The sequence below is a fragment of the Streptomyces sp. NPDC046261 genome (assembly GCF_040646235.1).
Classification (GTDB): Bacteria; Actinomycetota; Actinomycetes; order Streptomycetales; family Streptomycetaceae; genus Streptomyces.
Window position 1 is genome coordinate 48611 of record NZ_JBEYZU010000026.1, and the last position, 20923, is coordinate 69533.

Below are 20923 nucleotides of genomic sequence, written 5' to 3' on the forward strand. Positions count from 1 at the left end.
GTGGTGGAACGGCCGGAGCGGGCTTACGGGGACCTTACTGGTCCCGGCCCAGCGCCTTGGAGGCCCGGGAGCCCAGTCCCCAGGAGGTGACCCGCCACAGGGCCTCGGCGACGATGTCCCGGCTCATCTTGCTGTCGCCCAGCTCGCGCTCGACGAAGGTGATGGGGACCTCCACGACGTGGAAGCCGGCCTTGACCGCGCGCCAGGCCAGGTCGACCTGGAAGCAGTAGCCCTGCGAGGCCACCTCCTCCATGCCCAGCCCCTCCAGCGTCTCGCGCCGGAAGGCGCGGTAGCCGCCGGTGACGTCACGGATCGGCACGTCGAGCATGAGACGGGAGTAGGTGGAACCGCCGCGGGAGAGGAACTCGCGGTAGCGGGGCCAGTTCACCACCCGGCCGCCCGGCACCCAGCGGGAGCCGAGCACCAGGTCGGCGCCCTTGAGCGCGGTGAGCAGCCGGGGCAGCTCCTCGGGCTGGTGGGAGCCGTCGGCGTCCATCTCCACCAGCACGCCGTAGCCGTGCTCCAGGCCCCAGCGGAAGCCCGCCAGGTAGGCGGCGCCGAGCCCTTCCTTGCCCTTGCGGTGCAACACCTTGACGTGCTCGTCCTCGGCCGCCATCTCGTCGGCGAGCTTTCCGGTCCCGTCGGGGCTGTTGTCGTCGGCGACGAGGACGTGCGCCTCCGGTACCGCCTCGCGCACCCGGGCGACGATGGACTTGATGTTCTCCGCCTCGTTGTAGGTCGGGATGATCACCAAGGTCGTGCCGAGCGGACCATATCTCCGCTGACCATCGTCGTTCACTTCTGCCCCTCCTTGTCAGGACGTCCCCGGCGGCCGATCAGGACTGCGGCCGCGCAGGACAGAAGGCCCACCATAGCGAGCACCCATTCGGGAGCCGCACCGGTGCGGTCGGCGACGGTCGTCGCGTCCCGCAGCGGGATGCGCGCGGTGATCACGTCGCGGGTGAACTCCTCGCTGCGCCGCAGCACCCTGCCGTCGGGGGCGACCACCGCGCTGATGCCACTGGTCGCGGCCGTCACCACGGCCCGGCCGTGCTCCACGGCCCGCAGCCGGGACATCGCCAGCTGCTGCTCGGGCTGGCCGGTGCGGCCGTAGGTGGCGTTGTTGGTCTGGACGACCAGGGCCCGGGCGCCGGCCTTGACCGTGTCGCGGACGATCTCGTCGTAGGCGACCTCGAAGCAGATGACGTCACCGAGGCGGGCCGGGCCGACCTGGAGGACGCCGGTGCGGTCGCCGGGGTAGAAGTCGCGGGGGACGCGCTGGAGCCGGGTGATGACCTTGCTCAGCTGGGCCCGGAAGGGCACGTACTCGCCGAAGGGCACCGGGTGCTGCTTGGCGTACGAGGCGCCGGGACCGGTCCTCGGGTCCCAGACGATGCCCTTGTTGTCGATGTAGCCCGGCTTGCCCGGATGGTCTATGAGGGCGCCGACCAGGACCGGCACGCCGACGGCCCGTACCGCCTCCTCGATCCGCTCGCGGGCCTCGGGGTACTGGAACGGGTCGAGGTCCGAGGAGTTCTCCGGCCAGATGACCAGGTCGGGCCGCTTCTTCTTGCCCGCCTGGATGTCCCGGGCCAGCTCGAGCGTGGCGTCCACGTGGTTGTTGAGGACCATCAGCGGGCGGCCCAGGAAGTCCATGCCGGGCTTTTCGACATTGCCCTGCACGATGGCGATGTCCACCGTGTCGTCGCCCTTGGTCGGCACCGGCACCGCGTACCCGGCCACGAGCACGGCCGCGGCCAGCCCCAGGGCCCCGGCGCCCGGCAGCGCCGCCCGCGGGCTCCGCGGGCCCGTGCGCAGCCGGTAGGCGGCCAAAGCGGCGCAGGCCAGCAGGGAACCGGCGAGGGCCACCGCGAAGGTCACCAGCGGGGCACCGCCGAGGGCGGCGAGCGGGGTGAAGGGGGAGCCGGTGTTGGCGAAGGCGAGCCGCCCCCAGGGGAAGCCGCCGAACGGCACCCGGTCGCGCGCCCACTCCTGAGCGATCCACAGGCAGGCGCCCCACAGCGGCCACCCGCGCAGCCGCGAGCAGACCGCCAGCCCCGCGCCCAGCGCGGCCACGAACAGCGCCTCGACGACGGACAGGCCCAGCACCGCGTCGTAGCCGACCACGTGCAGCCAGCGCAGCAGGACGAAGAAGAACGGCAGCGCGAAGGCGAAGCCGCTCCAGGCGCCCTGGCGCGCGGTGCGCCCGCGGGTCAGCAGGGCGAGCACGGCCACGGCGACGACCGACAGCGGCCACAGGCCGTACGGCGGGAAGGCCGCGGCCAGGGCGAGGCCGCCGGCGGCGGCGACGGCGGTGCGGGGCGCCTCGCGGCGTGCGAGCCGGGCCAGGCGCACGGCCCGGCCCGCACGCGCGGGCGCCGCGGGGCGGGAGGGCGCGCTGTCGGCCGCCGTCGGGCTCACTGCGGCTTCTGGGGTGGTCTCGGGACCCGGGGGCACGGTCGCGCCTTCCTGGAGCTTTCGGGGTATCGGTTGACCGTACCTCGCTCCGGGCGCACCGCGGCCCGGCGGGTGGCCGGGCGGTCACGCGAGGAGATGGAAAGGGGGGGAAAGGGGCGCAAGGGCGGAATGGGGGCCCGGTGTCCTTCGTACCGACCTGGGATCCGCTGGCTGCGGGTCGACCGAGAGCCGTTGTCTACTGAACGTCCGGGCCCCACCCGGGTCGCACCTGCCGGCCCGGCGGAACCTTCCCTCGCCCCCGTGCGCTGGACCTGGCTCCCAGTGGCGGCGCGCCTGCTCGGCACCCCGCCCCATGGCCCAGCGGCGCTCGACGACTGCGTGGAGATTCACCGGTCGGACGTCCTGTGGTGGACAGCGGAGAACCTACCGGCCGCCGCCCGCACCGTGTCAACACCCTCGCGACCTGCGTGCCTCTTTCAAATCAGCAGGTCAGTACGGCAGATGACGGTGTGCGGCGACAGGCCGACGGCACATCGTTCGGCGGTACGCCGATCTTGACGCGTCACTCGTTCGGGCCCGCGTAGACGGTGTGCCCGCCCACGACGGTCCGCAGGCAGAGCGGCAGCGGGCCCCCGGGCGTGAGCTCGGGCAGGCCGGGCGTGCCCGAGCGGGGGTCGGTGGACCAGTTGGCGACCCGGGTGTCGGGGACCTGGACCACGAGGTCGCCGGTGCGCCACAGGGCGTAGTCGGCGGGCGCGCCCGGCACCAGGACGCCCGCGTCGTCCCGGCCGATGGCCCGCCAGCCGCCGCGGGTGTGCGCGGTGAACGCGGCCCGGACCGAGACGCGGTGCTCGGGCGTGCGGTGGAAGGCGGCGGCACGGACGGTGCCCCACGGGTCCAGCGGCGTGACCGGGCTGTCGGAGCCGAGGGCGAGCGGGACGCCGGCGCGCAGCAGGGCCGCGTACGGGTTGAGGGTGCGGGCCCGCTCGGGGCCCAGGCGCCGGGCGTACATGGCGTCGTCGCCGCCCCAGGCCGCGTCGAAGGCGGGCTGGACGGAGGCGGTCAGGGCGAGTTCGGCGAAGGCGGCGATCAGCTCGGGGCTGAGCATCTCGGCGTGCTCGACGCGGTGCCGGGCGGCGCGGACGCGGGCGAGGCCGAGCTTGTCGGCGGCGGTGCGCACGCCCTCGACGACGGCCGAGAGCGCGGCGTCGCCGATCGCGTGGAAGCCGGCCTGGATGCCGGCCTCGGTACAGGCGATGACATGGGCGGCGATGGCCCCGGCGTCGAGGTGGCAGACGCCCCGCTGCCCGGCGCCGTCGGCCAGATCGGCGTACGGCTCGCACAGCCACGCGGTGTGGGAACCGAGCGAGCCGTCCACGAACAGGTCGCCGGCCGCGCCGATCGCGCCCAGTTCCCGTACCCGTGCGGCGCCCTCGACGGAGGTGATCGCCTCGGCCCAGTAGCCGGTCACGCGGGGGCCGGCCTCCTGGGCGGCCAGGGCGAGCAGCGCGGTCAGGTCGTCGGCGCTGGAGATCTCGGGCCCGGCGCACTCGTGGAGGGAGCCGATGCCGAGCGAGGCCGCGCGGGCGAGCGCGGCGCGCTGCGCCTCGGCGCGCTGCGCGGGGGTGACGCTGTCGTAGGCGGCGGCGCGCACGGCGTGGTGGGCCGGGCCGGTCAGGGGCGCGTCGGCGGCGTATCCGCTGATCTCCCGGGCGCGGGGCACGAGGTCGAGCAGGGCGGTGGTGACGACGGCGGAGTGGACGTCGGCGCGGGTGAGGTAGAGCGCTCTGCCGCCGGTGGCCTCGTCGAGCTCCCGGCGGGAGGGGGGCCGCTGCTCGGGCCAGGTGCTGGCGTCCCAGCCGTGCCCGAGCAGGACCCGGTCGGCGGGGCGGGCGGCGGCGTAGGCGCGGACGCGCTCCAGGGCGTCGGCGAGTGTGCGCACGCCGGTGAGGTCCAGGCCCGTCAGGGCGAGGCCGGTGGCGGTGGTGTGCACGTGCGCGTCCGTGAACGCGGGGGTGACGAGCGCCCCTTCGAGGTTGACGACCTCGTCGACGCCGTCGGCGAAGGAGTCCGCGGCGCCTTCGGAACCGACCCAGGCGATGTGGCCGTTCTCGACCACCATGGCGGTGGCGAAGGGGTCCGCGGGGCTGTGCACGGTGCCGTTTCGCAGCAGAACGGTCCGGTGCGGCTGGTCCTGGAAGGTGGTGCGCTCGCTCATGGGGATCAGTGTGGCCCCCGCGGCGCCCCTTCCCGAAACCGGGCTCCGGTCCTCCTACGCCGGACGGACCGGCGCACGGCGCGCGCGTCAGCCCACTTGCGGCGGCCGCGCCTCGTAGGGGGTGGACAGCACGATCGTGGTGCGGGTCGAGACCCCGGCCAGCGAGCGGATGCGGGCCAGCAGGTGTTCCAGCTCCAGGGGCGTGGCGACGCGGACCTTGAGGATGTAGTTCTCGTCGCCGGCGACGCTGTGGCAGGCCTCGATCTCGGGGATCTCGGCGAGCCGGTCGGCGATGTCGTCGGGGGCGCTGGGGTCGAAGGGCTTGACCGAGATGAACGCGGTCAGGGGCAGCCCGACGGCCTCGGGGTCGACCACCGCCGCGTATCCGCGGATGACGCCCCGCTGTTCGAGCCTGCGCACGCGCTGATGCACCGCCGAGGTGGACAGGCCGGTGGCCTTGCCCAGGTCGGTGTAGCTCATCCGCCCGTCCTTGACGAGCAGTTCCACGATCTCTCTGTCCAGCTCCTCCACACGGGTCAACCTACTGCGTCCTGGTGTGTCCAGGACAGCCGACGGCGCCGCAGGCGCACGGCGTATGTGACAAACGCCACAGGTATGCACCCGTGTCCTCCCGTACGCGGCGATTACCCGACTCTCCACGAGGGAAGTGCTTGCTGTGGCCGAGGCCGAGGTTGCCTGGCCGGCCCATCCGAGGGGGAAAACACTATGCCCAGCCTGGAACGCCTGGAGAACGACGGCGACGGCAGCCCGTACGACTTCGAGACCTACGAGATGTTCCGGGTGACGTGCCCGGACTGCGCACGCCCCATCGCCCTGCTCGCCGACGAGGACGTACTGCCGGAGCACGCGCTCTGCCCGTCGCCGTGGAACCCCTTCGGGCTCACGGTGTGCCCGGGCTCGGGGCGCGGCATCGAGGACGCCTCCGCGGCCGACGAGTCGCTGACCGCGCAGGGTCTGGACGCGGCGATGCTGCTCACCCTCCCCGAGAGCCTGGACTGGCGGACACAGCCGTTCTCGCACATCGGCGGGCCCGGCTCGCGCCCGCTGCGCGTACCGGAGATGCGCCGCCGCCTCTGAGCCGCCCCTAAGGCGCGGTCCGCCCGGGGCGGACCGCGTGGGCGCGGCGGCCGCCGCGCCTAGCCGCCGTGGGTCTCGGGGCCCGCGAGGTGGCGGGCGATGACCATCCGCTGGATCTGGTTGGTGCCCTCGACGATCTGCAGGACCTTCGCCTCGCGCATGTAGCGCTCGGCGGGGAAGTCGGCGGTGTAGCCGTAGCCGCCCATGAGCTGGACGGCGTCGGTGGTCACCCGCATCGCGGCGTCGGTGCAGAAGAGCTTGGCCATGGCGGCCTGGCGGGAGAAGGGCTTGCCCGCGTCCCGCAGGCGGGCCGCCGCGAGGTAGAGCGAGCGGCCGGCCTCGATCTGGGTGGCCATGTCCGCGAGCATGAACCGCAGCCCCTGGAAGTCGGACAGCGGGCGCCCGAACTGCCGCCGCTCGGTGACGAAGGCCAGTGCCTCGTCGAGCGCGGCCTGGGCGACGCCGACGGCGCAGGCGGCGATGCCGAGGCGGCCGGAGTCGAGGGCGTCCAGGGCGATGGCGAAGCCCTGGCCCTCGGCGCCGATGCGGCGGGAGTCGGGGATCTCGACGCCGTCGAAGTGCAGTTGCGCGGTGGGCGAGCCCTTCATGCCCATCTTGCGCTCGGGCGGCGCGGCCGACAGGCCGGGGACGTCGCCGGGCACGAGGAACGCGGTGATCCCGCGGGGCCCTTCGCCGCCCGTGCGGGCCAGGACGGTGTAGAAGTCGGCGACCCCGCCGTGGGTGGTCCACGCCTTGGTGCCCTCGAGGGTCCAGGTGTCGCCGGTGCGGGTGGCGCGGGTGCGCAGGGAGGCGGCGTCGGAGCCGGAGGACGGCTCGGAGAGGCAGTACGCGCCCAGCAGGCCGCCGCCGAGCATGGCGGGCAGGTGCTCCTGGCGCTGTTCCTTGGTGCCGTATCCGGCGAGCGCGTGGCAGGCGAGGGTGTGGACGCTGACGCCGAGGCCCACCGTGAGCCGGGCGGCGGCGAGTTCCTCCAGCACCTGGAGGTAGACCTCGTACGGCTGGTCGCCGCCGCCGAACTCCTCGGAGTAGGGCAGAGCGAGCAGCCCCGAGGCGGAGAGCAGGCCGAAGACCTGGCGCGGGAAGTACCCGGCGTCCTCCTCCTCGGCCGCATGGGGCTCGATCTCCCGCCGGATCAGATCGCGGACGAGCGAGATCAGGTCGCGGGCCTCCTCGGTGGGCAACTGACGCTCCACCGGCTGCGGGCCGTGCTCGGTCATGACGGCGGCTCTCCTCCCTGTCGGGCGCTGCGGCGGCGGGCGCGCAGTGGGTGTCGGCGGCGCCACCGTGGTTGCCCAGCCGATGGTCCCGTGCCGGGTTGCGGACCGTGGGTGACCTGCGGCTGTGGCGCTTGGAGTATGCCCGATCGGGGGCCTCACGTCACGGGTCCGCGGATCTTGAACAGTTCTCCGCGGAGGTTTGGTCCGAACCATTGACCCATTGGTCTAGTCCTTCTACGGTTTCCCCACCGTTCCACGCGTCCCCACCCGCTCCTGGGATGCCGGTCACTCCCCACCGCTCTCCCCACCCACCGAGGAGAACCATGCCCCGACCGTACGGAAAGCGCCGCCCCCACGCCCTGCTCGCCTCCGCGGCGGCCGCCGCCACGCTCCTGGCCTCCGCCCTCGCCGCGGCCCCGGCCACCGCCGACACCCCCGACGACACCGCCGCCGGCAAGCGGGTGGTCGGCTACTTCACCAACTGGGGCGTCTACGAGCGCAATTACCACGTCAAGAACATCGAGACGTCCGGCTCGGCCGCCAAGCTCACCCACATCAACTACGCCTTCGGCAACGTCACCGGCGGCAAGTGCGCCATCGGGGACGCCTACGCCGACTACGACAAGGCCTACGACGCGGCCGGCAGCGCCGACGGCAAGGCCGACACCTGGGACAACGGCGCCCTGCGCGGCAACTTCAACCAGCTGCGCAAGCTCAAGAAGCTCCACCCGAACCTCAAGGTCGTCTGGTCCTTCGGCGGCTGGACCTGGTCCGGCGGCTTCGGCGAGGCCGCGAAGAACCCCGCCGCCTTCGCCGAGTCCTGTTACAACCTCGTCAAGGACCCCCGCTGGGCCGATGTCTTCGACGGCATCGACATCGACTGGGAGTACCCCAACGCCTGCGGCCTGACCTGCGACACCAGCGGCCGCACCGCCTTCCGCGACATGATGGCGGCGCTGCGGGCGAAGTTCGGCAGCCGCAACCTGGTCACGGCCGCCATCACCGCCGACGCCTCGAGCGGCGGAAAGATCGACGCCGTGGACTACGCCGGCGCGGCACGCTACGTCGACTGGTACAACCCCATGACGTACGACTACTTCGGCGCCTGGGAGGCCAAGGGCCCCACCGCCCCGCACTCCCCCCTGACCTCCTACACCGGCATACCGAAGGCCGGCTTCAACAGCGACGCCACGATCACCAAGCTCACCTCACTGGGCATCCCCTCCACCAAGCTGCTGCTGGGCCTGGGCTTCTACGGGCGCGGCTGGACGGGCGTCACCCAGTCCGCGCCCGGCGGCACGGCCACGGGCCCGGCGAAGGGCACCTACGAGGCCGGCTTCGAGGACTACAAGGTCCTCAAGGCCAAGTGCCCCGCGACCGGCACGGTCGCCGGCACCGCCTACGCCAAGTGCGGCAACGACTGGTGGAGTTACGACACCCCGTCGACCATCGCGGGCAAGATGGCCTACAAGAACCGGCAGAACCTGGGCGGCACGTTCTTCTGGGAGCTCAGCGGTGACACCGCGAACGGCGAGCTGATCAAGGCGATCAACTGATCCCCGGTCATGGGCGGCGAACTACCCTGAGCGGACCCGAGCCAGCACAAGGAGCCGCCGCCCATGACCGTCACGCTCGACCTGGACTTCTTCCGCCGCTTCCTGGACCGCGCGACGCGCGTCCTCGTCGCCGAGGCCGCACACCTGACCGAGCTCGACGCCGCCATCGGCGACGCCGACCACGGCGCCAACCTCAAGCGCGGCTTCACCTCCGCCGCCGAGGCGGTCGCCGCCGAGCCGCCCGCCACCCCGGGAGCGCTGCTGACCGCCGTCGGCGTGCACCTCACCAACACCGTCGGCGGCGCCTCCGGTCCGCTGTACGGCACCGTGCTGCGCCGCATGGGCAAGATCCTGGGCGAGGAGCCCGTCGTCGAACCGGCCGTCCTGGGCCGGGCGCTGGCGGCGGCCGTGGCGAGCGTACGGCGGCTCGGGGACTCCGCCCCCGGCGACAAGACCATGGTCGACGCCCTGCAGCCGGCCGCCGACGCCTACGCCGGGGCCTTGGAGCAGGGCGGGGTGGTGGCCGCCCTCGACGCGGCGGCCCGCGCGGCCCGCGCGGGGGCCGAGGCCACGGTCCCGCTGCGGGCGCGGCGCGGGCGCGCCAGCTATCTGGGCGAGCGCAGCATCGGCCACCAGGACCCGGGCGCCACCTCCTCGGCGCTGCTGCTCACCGCCCTGTGGGAGGCCACGGACCCGGCGCTGTGCGCCCGGGCGCCGCGGGCGGAAGCGGAGGCGGAGGCGGAGGAGCGGCAGGCGGCGCACCGGCCGGAGCGGCCCGCCGGGCGGGTCGGCGTCGTGCTCGTCTCGCACAGCCGGGAGGTCGCCGACTCGGCCGCGGCGCTGGCCCGGGCCCTGGTCGGCACGGGCGACGCGGCGCCGGTCGCGGCGGCGGGCGGCCTGCCCGACGGCTCGATCGGCACCAGCGCCGAGCTGGTGCGCGGGGCGGTTCGTCAGGCCGACGAGGGCGCCGGCGTGGTCATCCTGTGCGACATGGGCAGCGCGGTCCTCACCGTCAAGGCGCTGCTGACGGAGAAGGGGTTCGAGGACGTGCGCATCGCGGACGCGCCCTTCGTGGAGGGCGCGGTGGCGGCGGCGGTGACGGCTTCGGCGGGCGGCGACCGGGCGGCCGTCCTCGCGGCGACCGACGACGCGCGGACGTACCGCAAGCTCTGACGGCGCGGAGCGGGCCCGGACGGCGCGTCACGGACTCTGAAGGCCGGAAACAACCGAACAGATGTGGCCGACACGACGGCGACCGCGGGACATTCAGCGGGAAAGTCTGGAAATGTCTACGTGTTCCAACTCCCCTGTCCCCGGCATTCCGGACGCCCCGGTATGCCCGCGTTCCCGGCTCGGAGGTCCTGCCACGGTGTCGCGCACCCTGTCGATGTCGCGGTCGCAGCCGGGCGGTGTGCCCTTCGCCATGACCCTGACCTACCTCACGGCCATGGTGATCATCGATCTGGTGACGCCCGCCGACCTCCGCCTGGACATGTACGCCGCGCTGGCCCCCATGACCGCGGCGGCCCTGTGCACCTACCGCCAGACGGTGTTCGTCGGTGTCCTGGACTTCGGCCTGATGGTGGCGCACCACGGGGTGCTGCCCGCGGGGATGCCGGCCGTCAACCGCGTCGGCTCGGTGCTGGGCAACGCCCTCATGGCCGGCGCGAGCATCGCCGTGGCCCGGCTGCGGCACGACGAGGTGGCCCTGCTGGAGCGTGTACGCGCCACGGGCGAGGCCGCCCAGCGGGCGCTGCTGCGGCCGCTGCCGCTGCGCACCCGCCGCGTCGTCGTGGACGGCTTCTATGTGTCCTCGCAGCGGGAGTCGCTGATCGGCGGCGACATCTACGAGGTCGTCGACACCCCGTTCGGGACGCGGGTGCTGATCGGTGACGTACGGGGCAAGGGGCTCGGCACGCTCGGCGCGGGGGCGGCGGTGCTGACGGCGTTCCGGGAGGCCGCGTACCACCGGCAGGACCTGGAGAGCGGGGTGGTGGCGATGGAGCAGGGGCTGTACCGCTACCACCGGTCGGTGGAGTACCAGGCGAGCGGTGGTGCCCAGGCGGCGGAGGAGTTCGTCACCGCGCTGGTCTTCGGCACCGAGGAGGACCCGGCGGCGCCGCCCGATCCCCGGGGCAGCGTGCGGGTGGTCTTCCTCGACTGCGGGCACGTGGCCCCGTTCCTGATCGGCTCGGACGGCGAGGTCCACGAGCTGGAGCAGGACCCGGGCCTGCCGCTGGGGCTCGGCAATCTGGTGCCGCAGGCGCGCTCGCCCCGGCGGATCGCGCTGCCGGCGGACTGCCGGGTGCTGGCCTGCACCGACGGGGTCACCGAGGCGCGCGGCCCGGACGGCGGCTTCTATCCGCTCGCCGAGCGGCTCAACGACTGGGCCGGCCTGCCGACCCCCGAGCTGCTGGGGCGGCTGCGCGCCGACCTCGACGCGCACACCGGCGGCCGGCTGCAGGACGACGTGGCGGTCCTGGTGATGGAGCGCGCGCCGGAGCCCTCCCCCGACGGGCCGCACGGGGGTGGCTGACGTGCGGTCCCCTCAGCGGGTGAACAGCTCGAAGGCCACTCCGGGCCGTCCGCCGAAGCGGCCGGCGACGGCCGTCATCTGGCCCTCGAGGAACCTGCGGCAGTACGCCTGGGGCTCCTCGTCCGTGAGCGCCTCGATGTACGTGCGATGACAGAGCAGGGACTCCACGGCACGCTCGAGGCCGGCGCGCCCGTCCACGGCGTGGGTGGGCCGCGGGGAGCCGGCGACGGCCACGTACCGCACACCGTTCCAGGGCATCAGACCGTCCTCGACGAGCTCGGGGAAGATCCAGCGGTTGCCGGCGTCGGCGACGGCGTCCAGGACGGCCCGGCCCACGGCCCGGTGGTCGGGGGTGTTCCACAAGCCGCCGGCGCCCGGGGTCCAGGTGTCGTGGTGGTTGAGGGTCAGCACCAGCTCGGGGCGGTGGCGGCGGATGGCGGCGGCGAACTCGCGGCGCAGGTCGATGCCGTACTCGAGGGTGCCGTCGGTGTGGCCGAGGAACTCCACGTTCTTGACCCCCACGGCGGCGGCACTGGCCCGCTGCTCGCTCTCGCGCAGGGGCGCGGCCTCGGCGGGGGTGACGGTGTCGATGCCGGCCTCCCCGAACGTGGCCAGCAGGTAGGCGCACTCGCGGCCGTCGTCCGTCCAGGCGGCGACGGCCGCGGAGGCGCCGTACTCGAGGTCGTCGGGGTGGGCGACGACGGCGAGGGCGCGCCGCCAGTCGGTGGGCATCTCGGCGAGCTGGTCGGTCATGGCCTCTTCTTCACGTCCTTCACGTCCTTCACGTCCTTCGCGTCCGGCGGTCTTCCACGGTCGGTGCGCCCCGGGGCAGCGTATGCGCGGTGGCGGGGCCGCTATTTCCTCTTCTTCGCGACACGCGGGAACTGGGCGGGCCCGCGGTCCGACTATCTGATCCGGGCCCGTAGGGACGGGCCCGGGAACGTCGAGCTTCTGGAGAGTTACTGATGCGCCCTCGTGCGTGGTGCGGTGTGCTGGCCGCTGTGGCCCTGTCGGCGACGGCTTGCGGCGGCGGTGGCGGTAAGGCGGAGAAGGCGGACGGCGCGGGCGCGGCCGCCGGCGCCCGGGCCGGGTTCCCGGTGAGCGTCAGCGACTGCATGGGGGCGAAGACGACGTTCGACGCGGCGCCGCAGCGGATCGTCACCAGCAACGCGGCGGGCCTGGAGCTGCTGATGTGGCTGGGCGCGGGCGACAAGGTCGTCGGTACGGGCTTCCCGCCCGGCAAGGGCGTCCTGCCGGCGCAGTACGCCGAGCAGGCGGCGAAGGTGCCGGTGCTGGGCAAGACGGTGATCCCGAAGGAGAAGCTGCTGGGCTCGGGCGCCCAGCTGTACGTCGACTCGTTCTCCTCCATGAAGAACATGGGCAAGATGGGGGACGCGCCCACGCCCAAGGAGTTCGAGGCTGCGGGCATCAAGCACGTCTTCCTGAAGTCGACGGCCTGCGCGGCGATGAACAAGTCGGCCCGCACGGACCTGTCGGGCGTCGAGGCCGACATCGAGGAGCTCGGCAAGGTCACCGGCACCTCGAAGCGCGCCACCGAGCTCGTCGAGGGCATGCGCAAGAAGACGGGCGAAGTGCGCGACGCGCTCAAGGACCTGCCCGAGGACAAGCGGCCGACGTACTTCCTGTTCGACTTCGACGCCGGCACCAAGCAGCCGATGGCGGTCTGCAACCGCCAGGTCGCCAACGCCGTGATCACTATGGCGGGCGGACGGAACGTCTTCGCGGGCTGCGACGGCGACTTCAAGCCCGTGGGCTGGGAGGACGTCGTGGCCAAGAACCCGGACTTCATCCAGCTGGCCGTCCGCAACCGCGGCAGCCAGGAGGCGAACGAGGCGGCCTTCGACGAGGCCGCCGCGTTCTTGAAGTCCTTCCCCGCCACCGCCGAGCTCGAGGCCGTCAAGAAGGGCCGCTTCCTGCGCATCGGCTCCGAGCGCACCACGATCGGCGGGGTCCGCAGCGCCGACACGGTGCGTGAGATCGCGCACGCCCTGCACCCGGACCGGGTCAAGTAGATGACGACGCTCGCCGGCGCCGGCAAGGCGCGCGAAGAGCGGGAGGATCAGGAGGGGACCTCCCGCACGGTGGGCGCCGGCTGGGCCTGCGCCGCGCTGGCCGCCGGCCTGCTCGTGGCGTTGATCGCCTCCGTCTGTCTGGGCTCGACCTCGGTGCCGCCGGGGGATGTGTGGTCGGCGGTGGTGCGCGGCATCGGCGGGCAGGGGCCGGTGCCCGGCACCCAGGACCTGATCGTGTGGCAGCTGCGGGTGCCGCGCGCGCTGCTGGCGGCCGTGGTGGGGGCGGGTCTGGGCCTGGTCGGCACGGCCGTCCAGGCCCTGGTGCGCAACCCACTGGCCGACCCCTACCTGCTGGGCATCTCCAGCGGGGCATCGCTCGGCGCGGTCTCGGCGATCGTGCTGGGGGCGAGCGCGGGCGGGGCGCTGGGGCTGGGGCTGTCCTCGGCGGCGTTCGCCGGGGCGCTCGCCTCCTTCGCGCTGGTGTGGACCTTCGCCCGGCGCGGGGGCGGTTTCCGGCCGCTGCGCCTGGTGCTGGCGGGGGTGGGCATCGGGCAGTTCCTGTCGGGCTTCACCCACTACCTGGTGCTGCAGGCGGGGGACGAGCAGCAGACGCACGGCGCGCTGTTCTGGCTGATGGGCTCCCTGGGCGGGGCCCAGTGGGCCACCCTCGCGCTGCCCACGGCCGCGGTGGTGCTCGCCACGGCGGCGCTGCTGGCCCGGGCCCGGGGGCTCAACGCGATGCTGATGGGCGACGAGACCGCCGCGAGCCTGGGCGTGGACGTGACCCGGCTGCGGCGCGAGCTGTTCGTGGTGACGAGCCTGCTGACCGGTGTGCTGGTGTCGGTGTCGGGGGCGATCGGCTTCGTGGGGCTGATGGTGCCGCACGCCTGCCGGATGCTGGTGGGCGGTGACCACCGCCGGCTGCTGCCGGTGGCCGGACTGTTCGGGGCCCTGCTGCTGGTCGTGGTCGACCTGCTGGCCCGTACCGTGCTGCCCGACCAGGAGTTGCCGGTGGGCGTGGTGACCGCGCTGATCGGCGCGCCGACGCTGCTGTACCTGCTGGACCGACGGATGGAGCGGCTGTGAGGATCGCCATCGAGGGCCTGGAGGTGGCGCTGTCCGGGCGGACGGTGGTCTCCGGGGTCGACCTGCTCGCGGACGACGGCGAGATCGCCGCGCTCGTGGGTCCCAACGGAAGCGGCAAGTCCACCGTGTTGCGAACCGTCTACCGGCATCTGGCGCCGCGGGCCGGCCGGGTGCTCGTCGGCGGCACCGACCTCCGGCAGCTGACGCCCCTTCAGTCCGCGCGCCAGATCGCGGCGCTGCCGCAGGAGCGGGGCACCGACTTCGAGCTGTCGGTGCGTGAGGTCGTCGCCATGGGCCGTACGCCCTACAAGCGGGCGTTCGCGGGCGAGGACGCGGCCGACCGGGACGCGGTGACCGAGGCCCTGGCCCAGGTGGGCATGGCGGGCGCGGCGCGGCGCCGGTTCTCGGCGCTGTCCGGCGGCGAGCGCCAGCGGGTGCTGCTCGCCCGGGCGCTGGCCCAGGACCCGAAGGTGCTGGTGCTGGACGAGCCGACCAATCATCTGGACGTGCGCCACCAGGTGGAGTTGCTGGGCCTGCTGCGGGCCCAGCGCCGTACGACGCTGCTGGCGCTGCACGACCTGAACGCGGCCGCGTCCGTGTGCGACCGGCTGCACGTGCTGCACGAGGGGGCGGTGGTGGCGTCGGGGGCGCCGCGCGAGGTGCTGACGCCGAAGCTGCTGGCCGAGGTGTTCGGGGTGCGGGCGGCGGTGGTGGAGCATCCGCTGACCGGCGACCCGCTGATCGCTTTCGACCACCGGGCGCCGGCGGAGGCCGCGGTGGTCCCGGTCGGCTGACCCTGGGCGAGTGCCGGACGGGCCTGACGCTGACGCGTCGGCCCGTCCGGCTTTTCGTGCGGGTCAGCGCGGTGCTTCGAAGTGGCTGGGCCGCCCGTCGCGCAGGACCAGGCGCCCCAGCTTCTCGGCGTCCGCGCGGCGCACCAGCCGTGCCGCTCCCCCGGCGTCGCGCAGAACGGCCGTGTGCCAGGGCGTGGCCCACGCGTCGGCGGACTCCAGCAGCCGGATGCCGAACTTGGCGGCGCCGGGTCGCTGCGGGTGGATCGACAGCCGTACGGAGTGGGGGTGGCAGTGGGCGATGAGGTCGCCCCAGGCTCGGCTGCGGGCGATGACGCCGTACGCCCGGCGGCGGCACTCGCGCTGCAGGGCGGAGCGGGTGCCGGTGAAGCCCGCGGTGTCCTCGACGAGGAAGCGCGTGATGCCGCGGTAGAGCCGGGCGGTCTCCTCGTCGCCGCGGACGAGGGCGCGCAGCGCGTCGGGCGAGGGGGCGTATGCCTCGGTGACCAGGGCCCGCTTGGTGTCGTAGTCCGCGTCGCCGTGCACGTGGCGCATGTCGAAGGTCTCGAGGTGGCGCAGGCCCTCGTCGCGGATCAGGGCGCGCAGGCCGTCGCCGTAGGCGTCGATGTGCGCGTCGGGGACGCCGATGAGGTCGCCGAAGATGTGGCCGTCGGAGCAGATGAGCATGCGGGCGCCCGGCGCGTATATCTCGCCGACGCGCGCGCACAGCCGGTCGAGGAAGCCGAGCGAGAGCCGTTCGCCCTCGTCGGGGAGGTGGCCGAGGACCTTGGCGGGGTTGGGGGACTTGCAGGGGAAGCCGGGGAGGGTGAAGAGCACCGGCAGGCCGGCGTCGGTGAACCGCCGTATCTGCCGCAGCTGGCGCGGGTGCGCGCCGGGGTCGGGCGGTCCGGGCTCGGTGGTGCGGTGGTAGGGCAGCAGGAGCCCCAGGACGCGGGACGCGATGTCCCCGGCGTCCGCGGCGCGGGGGGTGCGGGTGGCGGGCGCGGTGAGGGTGTCGCTGCGGGTCGTCATGCGGTCGTTCCACGGGAGTACGGGCACACGGGCCGGTCGAAGGCGACGGGCAGCTCGGCCGTGCCGCGGCCGAGGACGGCCGGGATCCAGGGGAGCTCCTCGTCGGGGACGGCCAGGCGCAGGCCCGGCAGCCGGGTGATGAGGGTGGTGAGGGCGACCTGGAGTTCGATGCGGGCGAGGGCCGCGCCGGGGCAGAAGTGGATGCCGTGCCCGAAGGCCAGGTGCGGGCCCTGGGCCCGGTCGAGGTCGAGCGTGTCGGGGTCGGGGAAGCGCTCGGGGTCCCGGTTGGCGGCGCAGAGGGAGACGATCACGGAGTCGCCGGCGGGCACGCGGGTGCCGTGCAGCTCGGCGTCCTCGGCGAGGAAGCGCCAGGTGGTCAGCTCGAAGGCGCTGTCGAGGCGCAGGAGTTCCTCGACGGCCGCGGGCATGAGCGCGGGTTCGTCCCGCAGCCGGGCCAGCGCGTCGGGGCGGCGCAGCAGGGCCACCAGGGCGGTGGTGATCTGGTTGGTGACGGGTTCCTGGCCGGCGACGAGCAGCTGGAAGATCATGGAGTCGAGCTCCTCCTGCGTCAGTTCGCCCGCGTCGCGGGCGGTGACCAGGCGGCTGAGGAGCCCGTCGCCGGGGTGCTCGCGGCGGTCGGCGACGACCTCGGCGATGTAGCCCTGCAGTGCGCGCAGCAGCGCCTCGTACGCGGGCCGGCCGGGGTCGGTGGGGCCCACGGGCGCCACGACCTTGCCCCACTCGCGCCGGAAACGGACGGCCAGGTGTGCGGGCAGGCCGATGACTTCGGCGAGGACCTGGAAGGGGAAGCGGGCGGCGAAGCAGCGGACGAGGTCGACGGTGCCGGTTCCGGTCGGTATGGCGGCCGCGTCCACGGGCGCCTCCGCCGTCCCGCTGATCCCGGTGTGCGCCGTTGTACGGGCGGGCGCGTCCGTCATCCCGCCCATCTCGTGCATCTCGGCCACCTCGTCAACGAGTGCCTCGGCCATCTCCCGGAACCGCGGCCGCAGCTCCTCCACGCGGCGCGGGGCGAAGGCGTCGGTGACGAGCCGGCGCATGGCGGTGTGCTTCGGCGGGTCCTGGTGCAGCAGGTGGACCTGGAGCTGGGAGTGCTGCGGCTCGGGCATGATCGAGGCACGTGCGCGCCAGCGGTCGTTGCCGCGCGCGTGGTTCTTGCCGAGCCGGGGGTCGGCGAGGGTCTGCTGGGCGGCGGCGTGGCCGGTGACCAGCCAGGCGGTGACCCCGCTGGGGAAGAGCACCCGGTGGATCGGCCCGGCCTCACGCATCCGCGCGTACAGCGGATAGGGATCGCGCTTGTACGCGGGGCCGTAGAGGGGTACGGGGTCGGGCAGCGACACGGTGGGCTCTCCTCGGGAAGTCGTGGACCCCTGAGAAGTCGGATGGCGCGCCCGGCGGGTTCCCGGCCGTTCGCACGGGTTCGTACGGCCCTTCGAGGAGGTCCCGCGATCTAGGGGTAGTCGGCTGCGCGGGCGGTCTGGTTCCCGGGTGCGAAAGGGATAATCCTCACGCGCCGAGGAAGCGGCAGGCGCGGCTCCGGGCGGCTCGGACCGTGTCACGATGCGGCGATGACCGCACGTCGAGCACGCCCCCCACTCCGCCCGTACGCCGCCCTCACCGGTTTCGTCCTGCTGCTGGCCGCCGTCTTCGGCGTCGCCTACGCGGCCGGGTCGGCGGCCGGCCCGGTGGCACCCGGAATGCACCGCACCGGCGGTGGCGAGGTCTCCGGCGGCGAGCCGGCGGGCGGCTCCGGCGGAGGCATGGGCGGCGGCATGCACGGGATGGGCCACTGATGACCACGACGACACGTACGAGTACGGGCCCGGGTCCGGCGGCCGGCCCCACCGTCGAGACCGAGCTGATCGTCGGCGGGATGACCTGCGCGGCGTGCGTGGCGCGTATCGAGAAGAAGGTCGGCCGGCTGGAGGGGGTCAGCGCGAGCGTCAATCTGGCCACCGGCCGGGCGCGCGTCAGCCACCCCGCGACGGTGGCCGTCGCCGAGGTGGTCGCGGTGATCGAGGGCGCGGGCTTCACGGCCTCGCTGCCCGAGCCGCCGGCGCCCGACGAGACCGCGCCCGCGGCCGACGCCGGCAAGCCGGAGGCCACGGCCCTGAACCGGCTGCTGATCACCGCCGTCCTGTCGGTACCGGTCCTGGTGCTGTCCATGGCGCCGGCCCTGCAGTTCCGCAACTGGCAGTGGCTGTGCTTCGTCCTGGCCACGCCCGTCGCGGTGTGGGGCTCGTGGCCCTTCCACGAGCGGGCGCTGCGCGGGCTGCGGCACTCGGACGCGACCATGGACACGCTCGTCTCCCTCGGCGTGCTGGCCTCCTACCTCTGGTCGGCGTACGCGCTGTTCCTCGGCGGCGCCGGCGAGCCGGGGATGACGATGCCGTTCACGCTCGTACCGCGGGCCATGGGCGACACGGCGGACGTGTACCTGGAGGCGGTGGTCGGCGTCCCGCTGTTCGTACTGACCGGCCGGCTGCTGGAGGCGCGGGCACGACGCGGCACGGGCTCCGCGCTGCGGGCGCTCGCCTCGCTCGCGGCGAAGGACGTGGTCGTACGGACCGCGGACGGCGCCGAACGCACGGTCCCCATCGGGCGCCTGCGCGTCGGCGACCACTTCATCGTCCGGCCCGGCGAGCGCGTGGCCACCGACGGCGTGGTCGTCTCGGGCGGCTCGGCGCTCGACCTGTCGCTGGTGACGGGCGAGAGCGCGCCGGTCGAGGCCGGTCCCGGCTCGGCCGTGGTCGGCGGCGCGGTCAACTCCGGCGGCGTGCTGGAGGTACGGGCCGAAGCGGTCGGCGCCGACACGCAACTGGCCCGCATCGCCCGTCTGGTGGAGGACGCGCAGGCGGGCAAGGCACGCGTGCAGCGCGTCGCCGACGCTGTCGCGGGCGTCTTCGTCCCGGCGGTCCTGACGGTCGCCGTCACCGTCCTCGGCTTCTGGCTGGGCGCGGGCGCCTCCCCGCAGGCGGCGATCACGGCGGCGGTCGCGGTGCTCGTGGTCGCCTGCCCGTGCGCCCTGGGCCTGGCCACCCCCACGGCCCTGCTGGCCGCCACGGGCCGGGGCGCGGGCCTGGGCATCCTGGTCAGCGGCCCGCAGGCGCTGGAGGGCCTGCGCCGGGTCGACACGGTGGTGCTGGACAAGACCGGCACGCTGACGACCGGTTCCATGACCGTGACCGAGGTGACGGCCCGCACCGGCGGCCCCGGCCGCGAGGCGGCCCTGCGGCTGGCCGCGGCGGCGGAGGCCGGCTCGGAGCACCCGGTGGGCCGGGCGATCCACGCGTACGCCCTGGAGACGGTGGACGGCCCGCCGCCCGCGGCGGAGGACTTCGCCGCCACGGCGGGCGTAGGCGTACGGGCGAAGGTGGAGGGCCACCTGGTGGAGGTGGTCCGCGCGGAGACGACGGACCTCTCCCCCGCCTCCCGCGGCAAGGACAAGGCGCTCCCCGACGCGGTCCGGCGGGCCGGGCGGCACGGTCACACGGCCGTCCTGGTCCGGGTGGACGGCACCGCCGAGGCGGTCGTCGCGCTCGGCGACACCGTACGGGCCGGCAGCTACCGCGCCGTCGACCACCTCAAGCGGCTGGGCCTGCGGCCCGTACTGGCCACCGGCGACAGCGAGGCCGCGGCGCACGCCGTGGCCGGCGAACTCGGCATCACCGAGGTGCACGCACGGGCCACGCCCGAGGACAAGGCGGAGCTCGTCCGGACGCTGCGCGCCCGCGGCCACCGCGTCGCCGTCATCGGCGACGGCGTCAACGACACCGCCGCCCTCGCGGGCGCCGACCTGGGCATCGCCATGGGCAGCGGCACGGACGCGGCCATCGGCGCGGCGGACGTGACCCTCGTACGCGAGGACATGAGCGCCCTGGCCGACGCGGTACGCCTGGCCCGCCGCACCTCGGTGACGGTCCGCTCCAACCTGGCCTGGGCCTTCGGCTACAACCTCATCACCGTGCCGCTCGCCGCGGTCGGGCTGCTGAGCCCGATGGTCGCGGCCGCGGCGATGTCCGCCAGCTCCCTGCTGGTGGTCGGCAACAGCCTGCGCCTGCGCGGCTGGCAGCCCCGCCCCACCGGAACCCGGCCCGCACGAGGTGGCAACCGATGAAGGACTCCCTGCTCCGCACCGGCCGGGCGGCCCTCGTCCCGGTACTGGCCTGCGCGGTGGCCCTGGGCGGCCTGACCGCCTGGACGGCCTCCGGCGCGGCGGGCCGCCCCGCGTCGGTGACGGTCGAGGACGGCCGCATCCTGCTGCCGTTCGGCATCGACGACACGGCGGCGATGTTCAGCCTCCGCAACACCGGCGACGCCGACGACGAACTCATCGCCGTCGACGTGCCCTCCGCGGGCGGCGCCATGCTGAGCCGCACGGTCGTCAAGAACGGCGCGGGCTCGATGCGCATGGTCCCGACGGCGACGGTCCCCGCCCGCAGCACGCTGAAGATGACCCCCCACACCCTGGACATCATGGTCTACCGCCCACCCCAGGTCCGCGTGGGCGACACCGTCCAGGTGGTCCTCCGCTTCCGCGAAAGCGGCACGGTGAGGGCGGAGGCGAAGGTGGTCAGACCAGGAAACTGACCCAGTAACTGAGGATTCCGGCCCATGGGCGCCAGATCCGGCCCACGCGGCGCCAGCTCCAGCCGGTCCGGCGCCAAATCCAGCCGGTCCAGCGCCAGATCCAGCCCACCCCGGCCACATCCAGCCTGTCCGGCGTTTGAGGACCGGGGGCCGGCGGGCGCAGCCCCCGAAACCCACCCACCCCGGCCACAACCAGCCCGCCCGGCGCTTGAGAACCGGGGGCCGGCGGGCGCAGCCCCCGAAACCCACCCACCCCGGCCACAACCAGCCCGCCCGGCGCTTGAGAACCGGGGGCCGGCGGGCGCAGCC

Annotated in this window: 18 protein-coding genes and 1 pseudogene; 11 read left to right on the top strand and 8 right to left on the bottom strand. The window is 74.2% G+C overall.

What is annotated here, in order from left to right:
- Nucleotides 1–34 precede the first annotated feature (34 nt).
- The 4 genes from ABZ956_RS28505 to ABZ956_RS28520 form a co-directional block, all read right to left on the bottom strand.
- Nucleotides 35–799, bottom strand: coding sequence for a polyprenol monophosphomannose synthase (locus ABZ956_RS28505; RefSeq protein WP_361899671.1), 765 nt, complete (start codon nt 797–799; stop codon nt 35–37).
- Nucleotides 796–2421, bottom strand: coding sequence for an apolipoprotein N-acyltransferase (gene lnt / locus ABZ956_RS28510; RefSeq protein WP_361899673.1), 1626 nt, complete (start codon nt 2419–2421; stop codon nt 796–798). The genes ABZ956_RS28505 and lnt overlap by 4 nt, the downstream gene beginning before the upstream one ends.
- A 559-nt stretch (nt 2422–2980) precedes the next feature.
- Nucleotides 2981–4636: an amidohydrolase gene (locus tag ABZ956_RS28515; protein WP_361899676.1), complete on the bottom strand. Its 1656-nt coding sequence runs from the start codon at nt 4634–4636 to the stop codon at nt 2981–2983.
- Nucleotides 4637–4723: 87 nt separating this feature from the next.
- Nucleotides 4724–5167 (bottom strand): Lrp/AsnC family transcriptional regulator, encoded by a 444-nt coding sequence (locus ABZ956_RS28520; protein WP_361899678.1) that lies wholly within the window; start codon nt 5165–5167, stop codon nt 4724–4726.
- A 195-nt stretch (nt 5168–5362) separates the two neighbouring features.
- On the opposite strand from ABZ956_RS28520, the gene ABZ956_RS28525 reads away from it, so the two are divergent.
- Complete coding sequence (locus ABZ956_RS28525) at nt 5363–5734, top strand: hypothetical protein (RefSeq protein ID WP_361899680.1); 372 nt, start codon at nt 5363–5365, stop codon at nt 5732–5734.
- Nucleotides 5735–5793: 59 nt separating this feature from the next.
- On the opposite strand, the gene ABZ956_RS28530 is transcribed toward ABZ956_RS28525, so the two are convergent.
- Nucleotides 5794–6972 carry an acyl-CoA dehydrogenase family protein gene (locus ABZ956_RS28530; RefSeq protein WP_361899683.1) on the bottom strand — a complete coding sequence of 393 codons (1179 nt, stop codon included), beginning with the start codon at nt 6970–6972 and terminating at the stop codon, nt 5794–5796.
- Nucleotides 6973–7295: 323 nt separating this feature from the next.
- On the opposite strand from ABZ956_RS28530, the gene ABZ956_RS28535 reads away from it, so the two are divergent.
- The 4 genes and pseudogenes from ABZ956_RS28535 to ABZ956_RS28550 all read left to right on the top strand — a co-directional run bounded on the left by ABZ956_RS28535 (nt 7296) and on the right by ABZ956_RS28550 (nt 11064).
- Nucleotides 7296–8528, top strand: coding sequence for a glycoside hydrolase family 18 protein (locus tag ABZ956_RS28535; RefSeq protein WP_361899685.1), 1233 nt, complete (start codon nt 7296–7298; stop codon nt 8526–8528).
- Between the two features lie 63 nt (nt 8529–8591).
- Nucleotides 8592–9206 (top strand): annotated as a pseudogene (gene dhaL / locus ABZ956_RS28540) (dihydroxyacetone kinase subunit DhaL); the annotation flags it as partial.
- A gap of 117 nt (nt 9207–9323) precedes the next feature.
- The gene (locus ABZ956_RS28545) at nt 9324–9701 is read left to right on the top strand and encodes a PTS fructose transporter subunit IIA (protein WP_361899718.1); all 378 of its coding nucleotides are present in this window, start codon (nt 9324–9326) and stop codon (nt 9699–9701) included.
- Between the two features lie 196 nt (nt 9702–9897).
- Entirely contained in the window at nt 9898–11064 is a 1167-nt protein-coding gene (locus ABZ956_RS28550) for a PP2C family protein-serine/threonine phosphatase (protein WP_361899688.1), read from the top strand.
- Nucleotides 11065–11076: 12 nt separating this feature from the next.
- Here ABZ956_RS28550 and ABZ956_RS28555 read toward each other — a convergent pair whose 3' ends face one another.
- Entirely contained in the window at nt 11077–11817 is a 741-nt protein-coding gene (locus ABZ956_RS28555; RefSeq protein ID WP_361899690.1) for a PIG-L deacetylase family protein, read from the bottom strand.
- Between the two features lie 212 nt (nt 11818–12029).
- Here ABZ956_RS28555 and ABZ956_RS28560 point away from each other — a divergent pair, with 212 nt between their 5' ends.
- Genes ABZ956_RS28560 through ABZ956_RS28570 form a run of 3 tightly spaced genes read left to right on the top strand, consistent with a single transcriptional unit; the run spans nt 12030 to nt 14977 of the window.
- Nucleotides 12030–13097: an ABC transporter substrate-binding protein gene (locus ABZ956_RS28560; RefSeq protein ID WP_361899693.1), complete on the top strand. Its 1068-nt coding sequence runs from the start codon at nt 12030–12032 to the stop codon at nt 13095–13097.
- Nucleotides 13098–14183, top strand: coding sequence for an iron ABC transporter permease (locus ABZ956_RS28565; RefSeq protein ID WP_361899696.1), 1086 nt, complete (start codon nt 13098–13100; stop codon nt 14181–14183).
- Nucleotides 14180–14977, top strand: coding sequence for an ABC transporter ATP-binding protein (locus ABZ956_RS28570; RefSeq protein WP_361899699.1), 798 nt, complete (start codon nt 14180–14182; stop codon nt 14975–14977). Before ABZ956_RS28565 ends, ABZ956_RS28570 begins: the two co-directional genes overlap by 4 nt.
- 63 nt (nt 14978–15040) lie before the next feature.
- Here ABZ956_RS28570 and ABZ956_RS28575 read toward each other — a convergent pair whose 3' ends face one another.
- Both ABZ956_RS28575 and ABZ956_RS28580 read right to left on the bottom strand, forming a co-directional pair.
- Nucleotides 15041–16006 carry an isocyanide synthase family protein gene (locus ABZ956_RS28575; RefSeq protein WP_361899702.1) on the bottom strand — a complete coding sequence of 322 codons (966 nt, stop codon included), beginning with the start codon at nt 16004–16006 and terminating at the stop codon, nt 15041–15043.
- A complete protein-coding gene (locus ABZ956_RS28580; protein ID WP_361899705.1) occupies nt 16003–17364 on the bottom strand; it encodes a cytochrome P450 in 1362 nt (453 codons plus the stop codon). The genes ABZ956_RS28575 and ABZ956_RS28580 overlap by 4 nt, the downstream gene beginning before the upstream one ends.
- Nucleotides 17365–17592: 228 nt before the next feature.
- Here ABZ956_RS28580 and ABZ956_RS28585 point away from each other — a divergent pair, with 228 nt between their 5' ends.
- From ABZ956_RS28585 to ABZ956_RS28595, 3 genes are read left to right on the top strand one after another with little or no spacing between them, the layout of a single operon-like run.
- Entirely contained in the window at nt 17593–17817 is a 225-nt protein-coding gene (locus ABZ956_RS28585) for a hypothetical protein (protein ID WP_361899708.1), read from the top strand.
- Nucleotides 17817–20141, top strand: coding sequence for a cation-translocating P-type ATPase (locus ABZ956_RS28590; RefSeq protein WP_361899711.1), 2325 nt, complete (start codon nt 17817–17819; stop codon nt 20139–20141). The genes ABZ956_RS28585 and ABZ956_RS28590 overlap by 1 nt, the downstream gene beginning before the upstream one ends.
- The gene (locus ABZ956_RS28595; protein ID WP_361899713.1) at nt 20138–20614 is read left to right on the top strand and encodes a copper chaperone PCu(A)C; all 477 of its coding nucleotides are present in this window, start codon (nt 20138–20140) and stop codon (nt 20612–20614) included. Before ABZ956_RS28590 ends, ABZ956_RS28595 begins: the two co-directional genes overlap by 4 nt.
- The last annotated feature ends 309 nt before the right edge of the window (nt 20615–20923 follow it).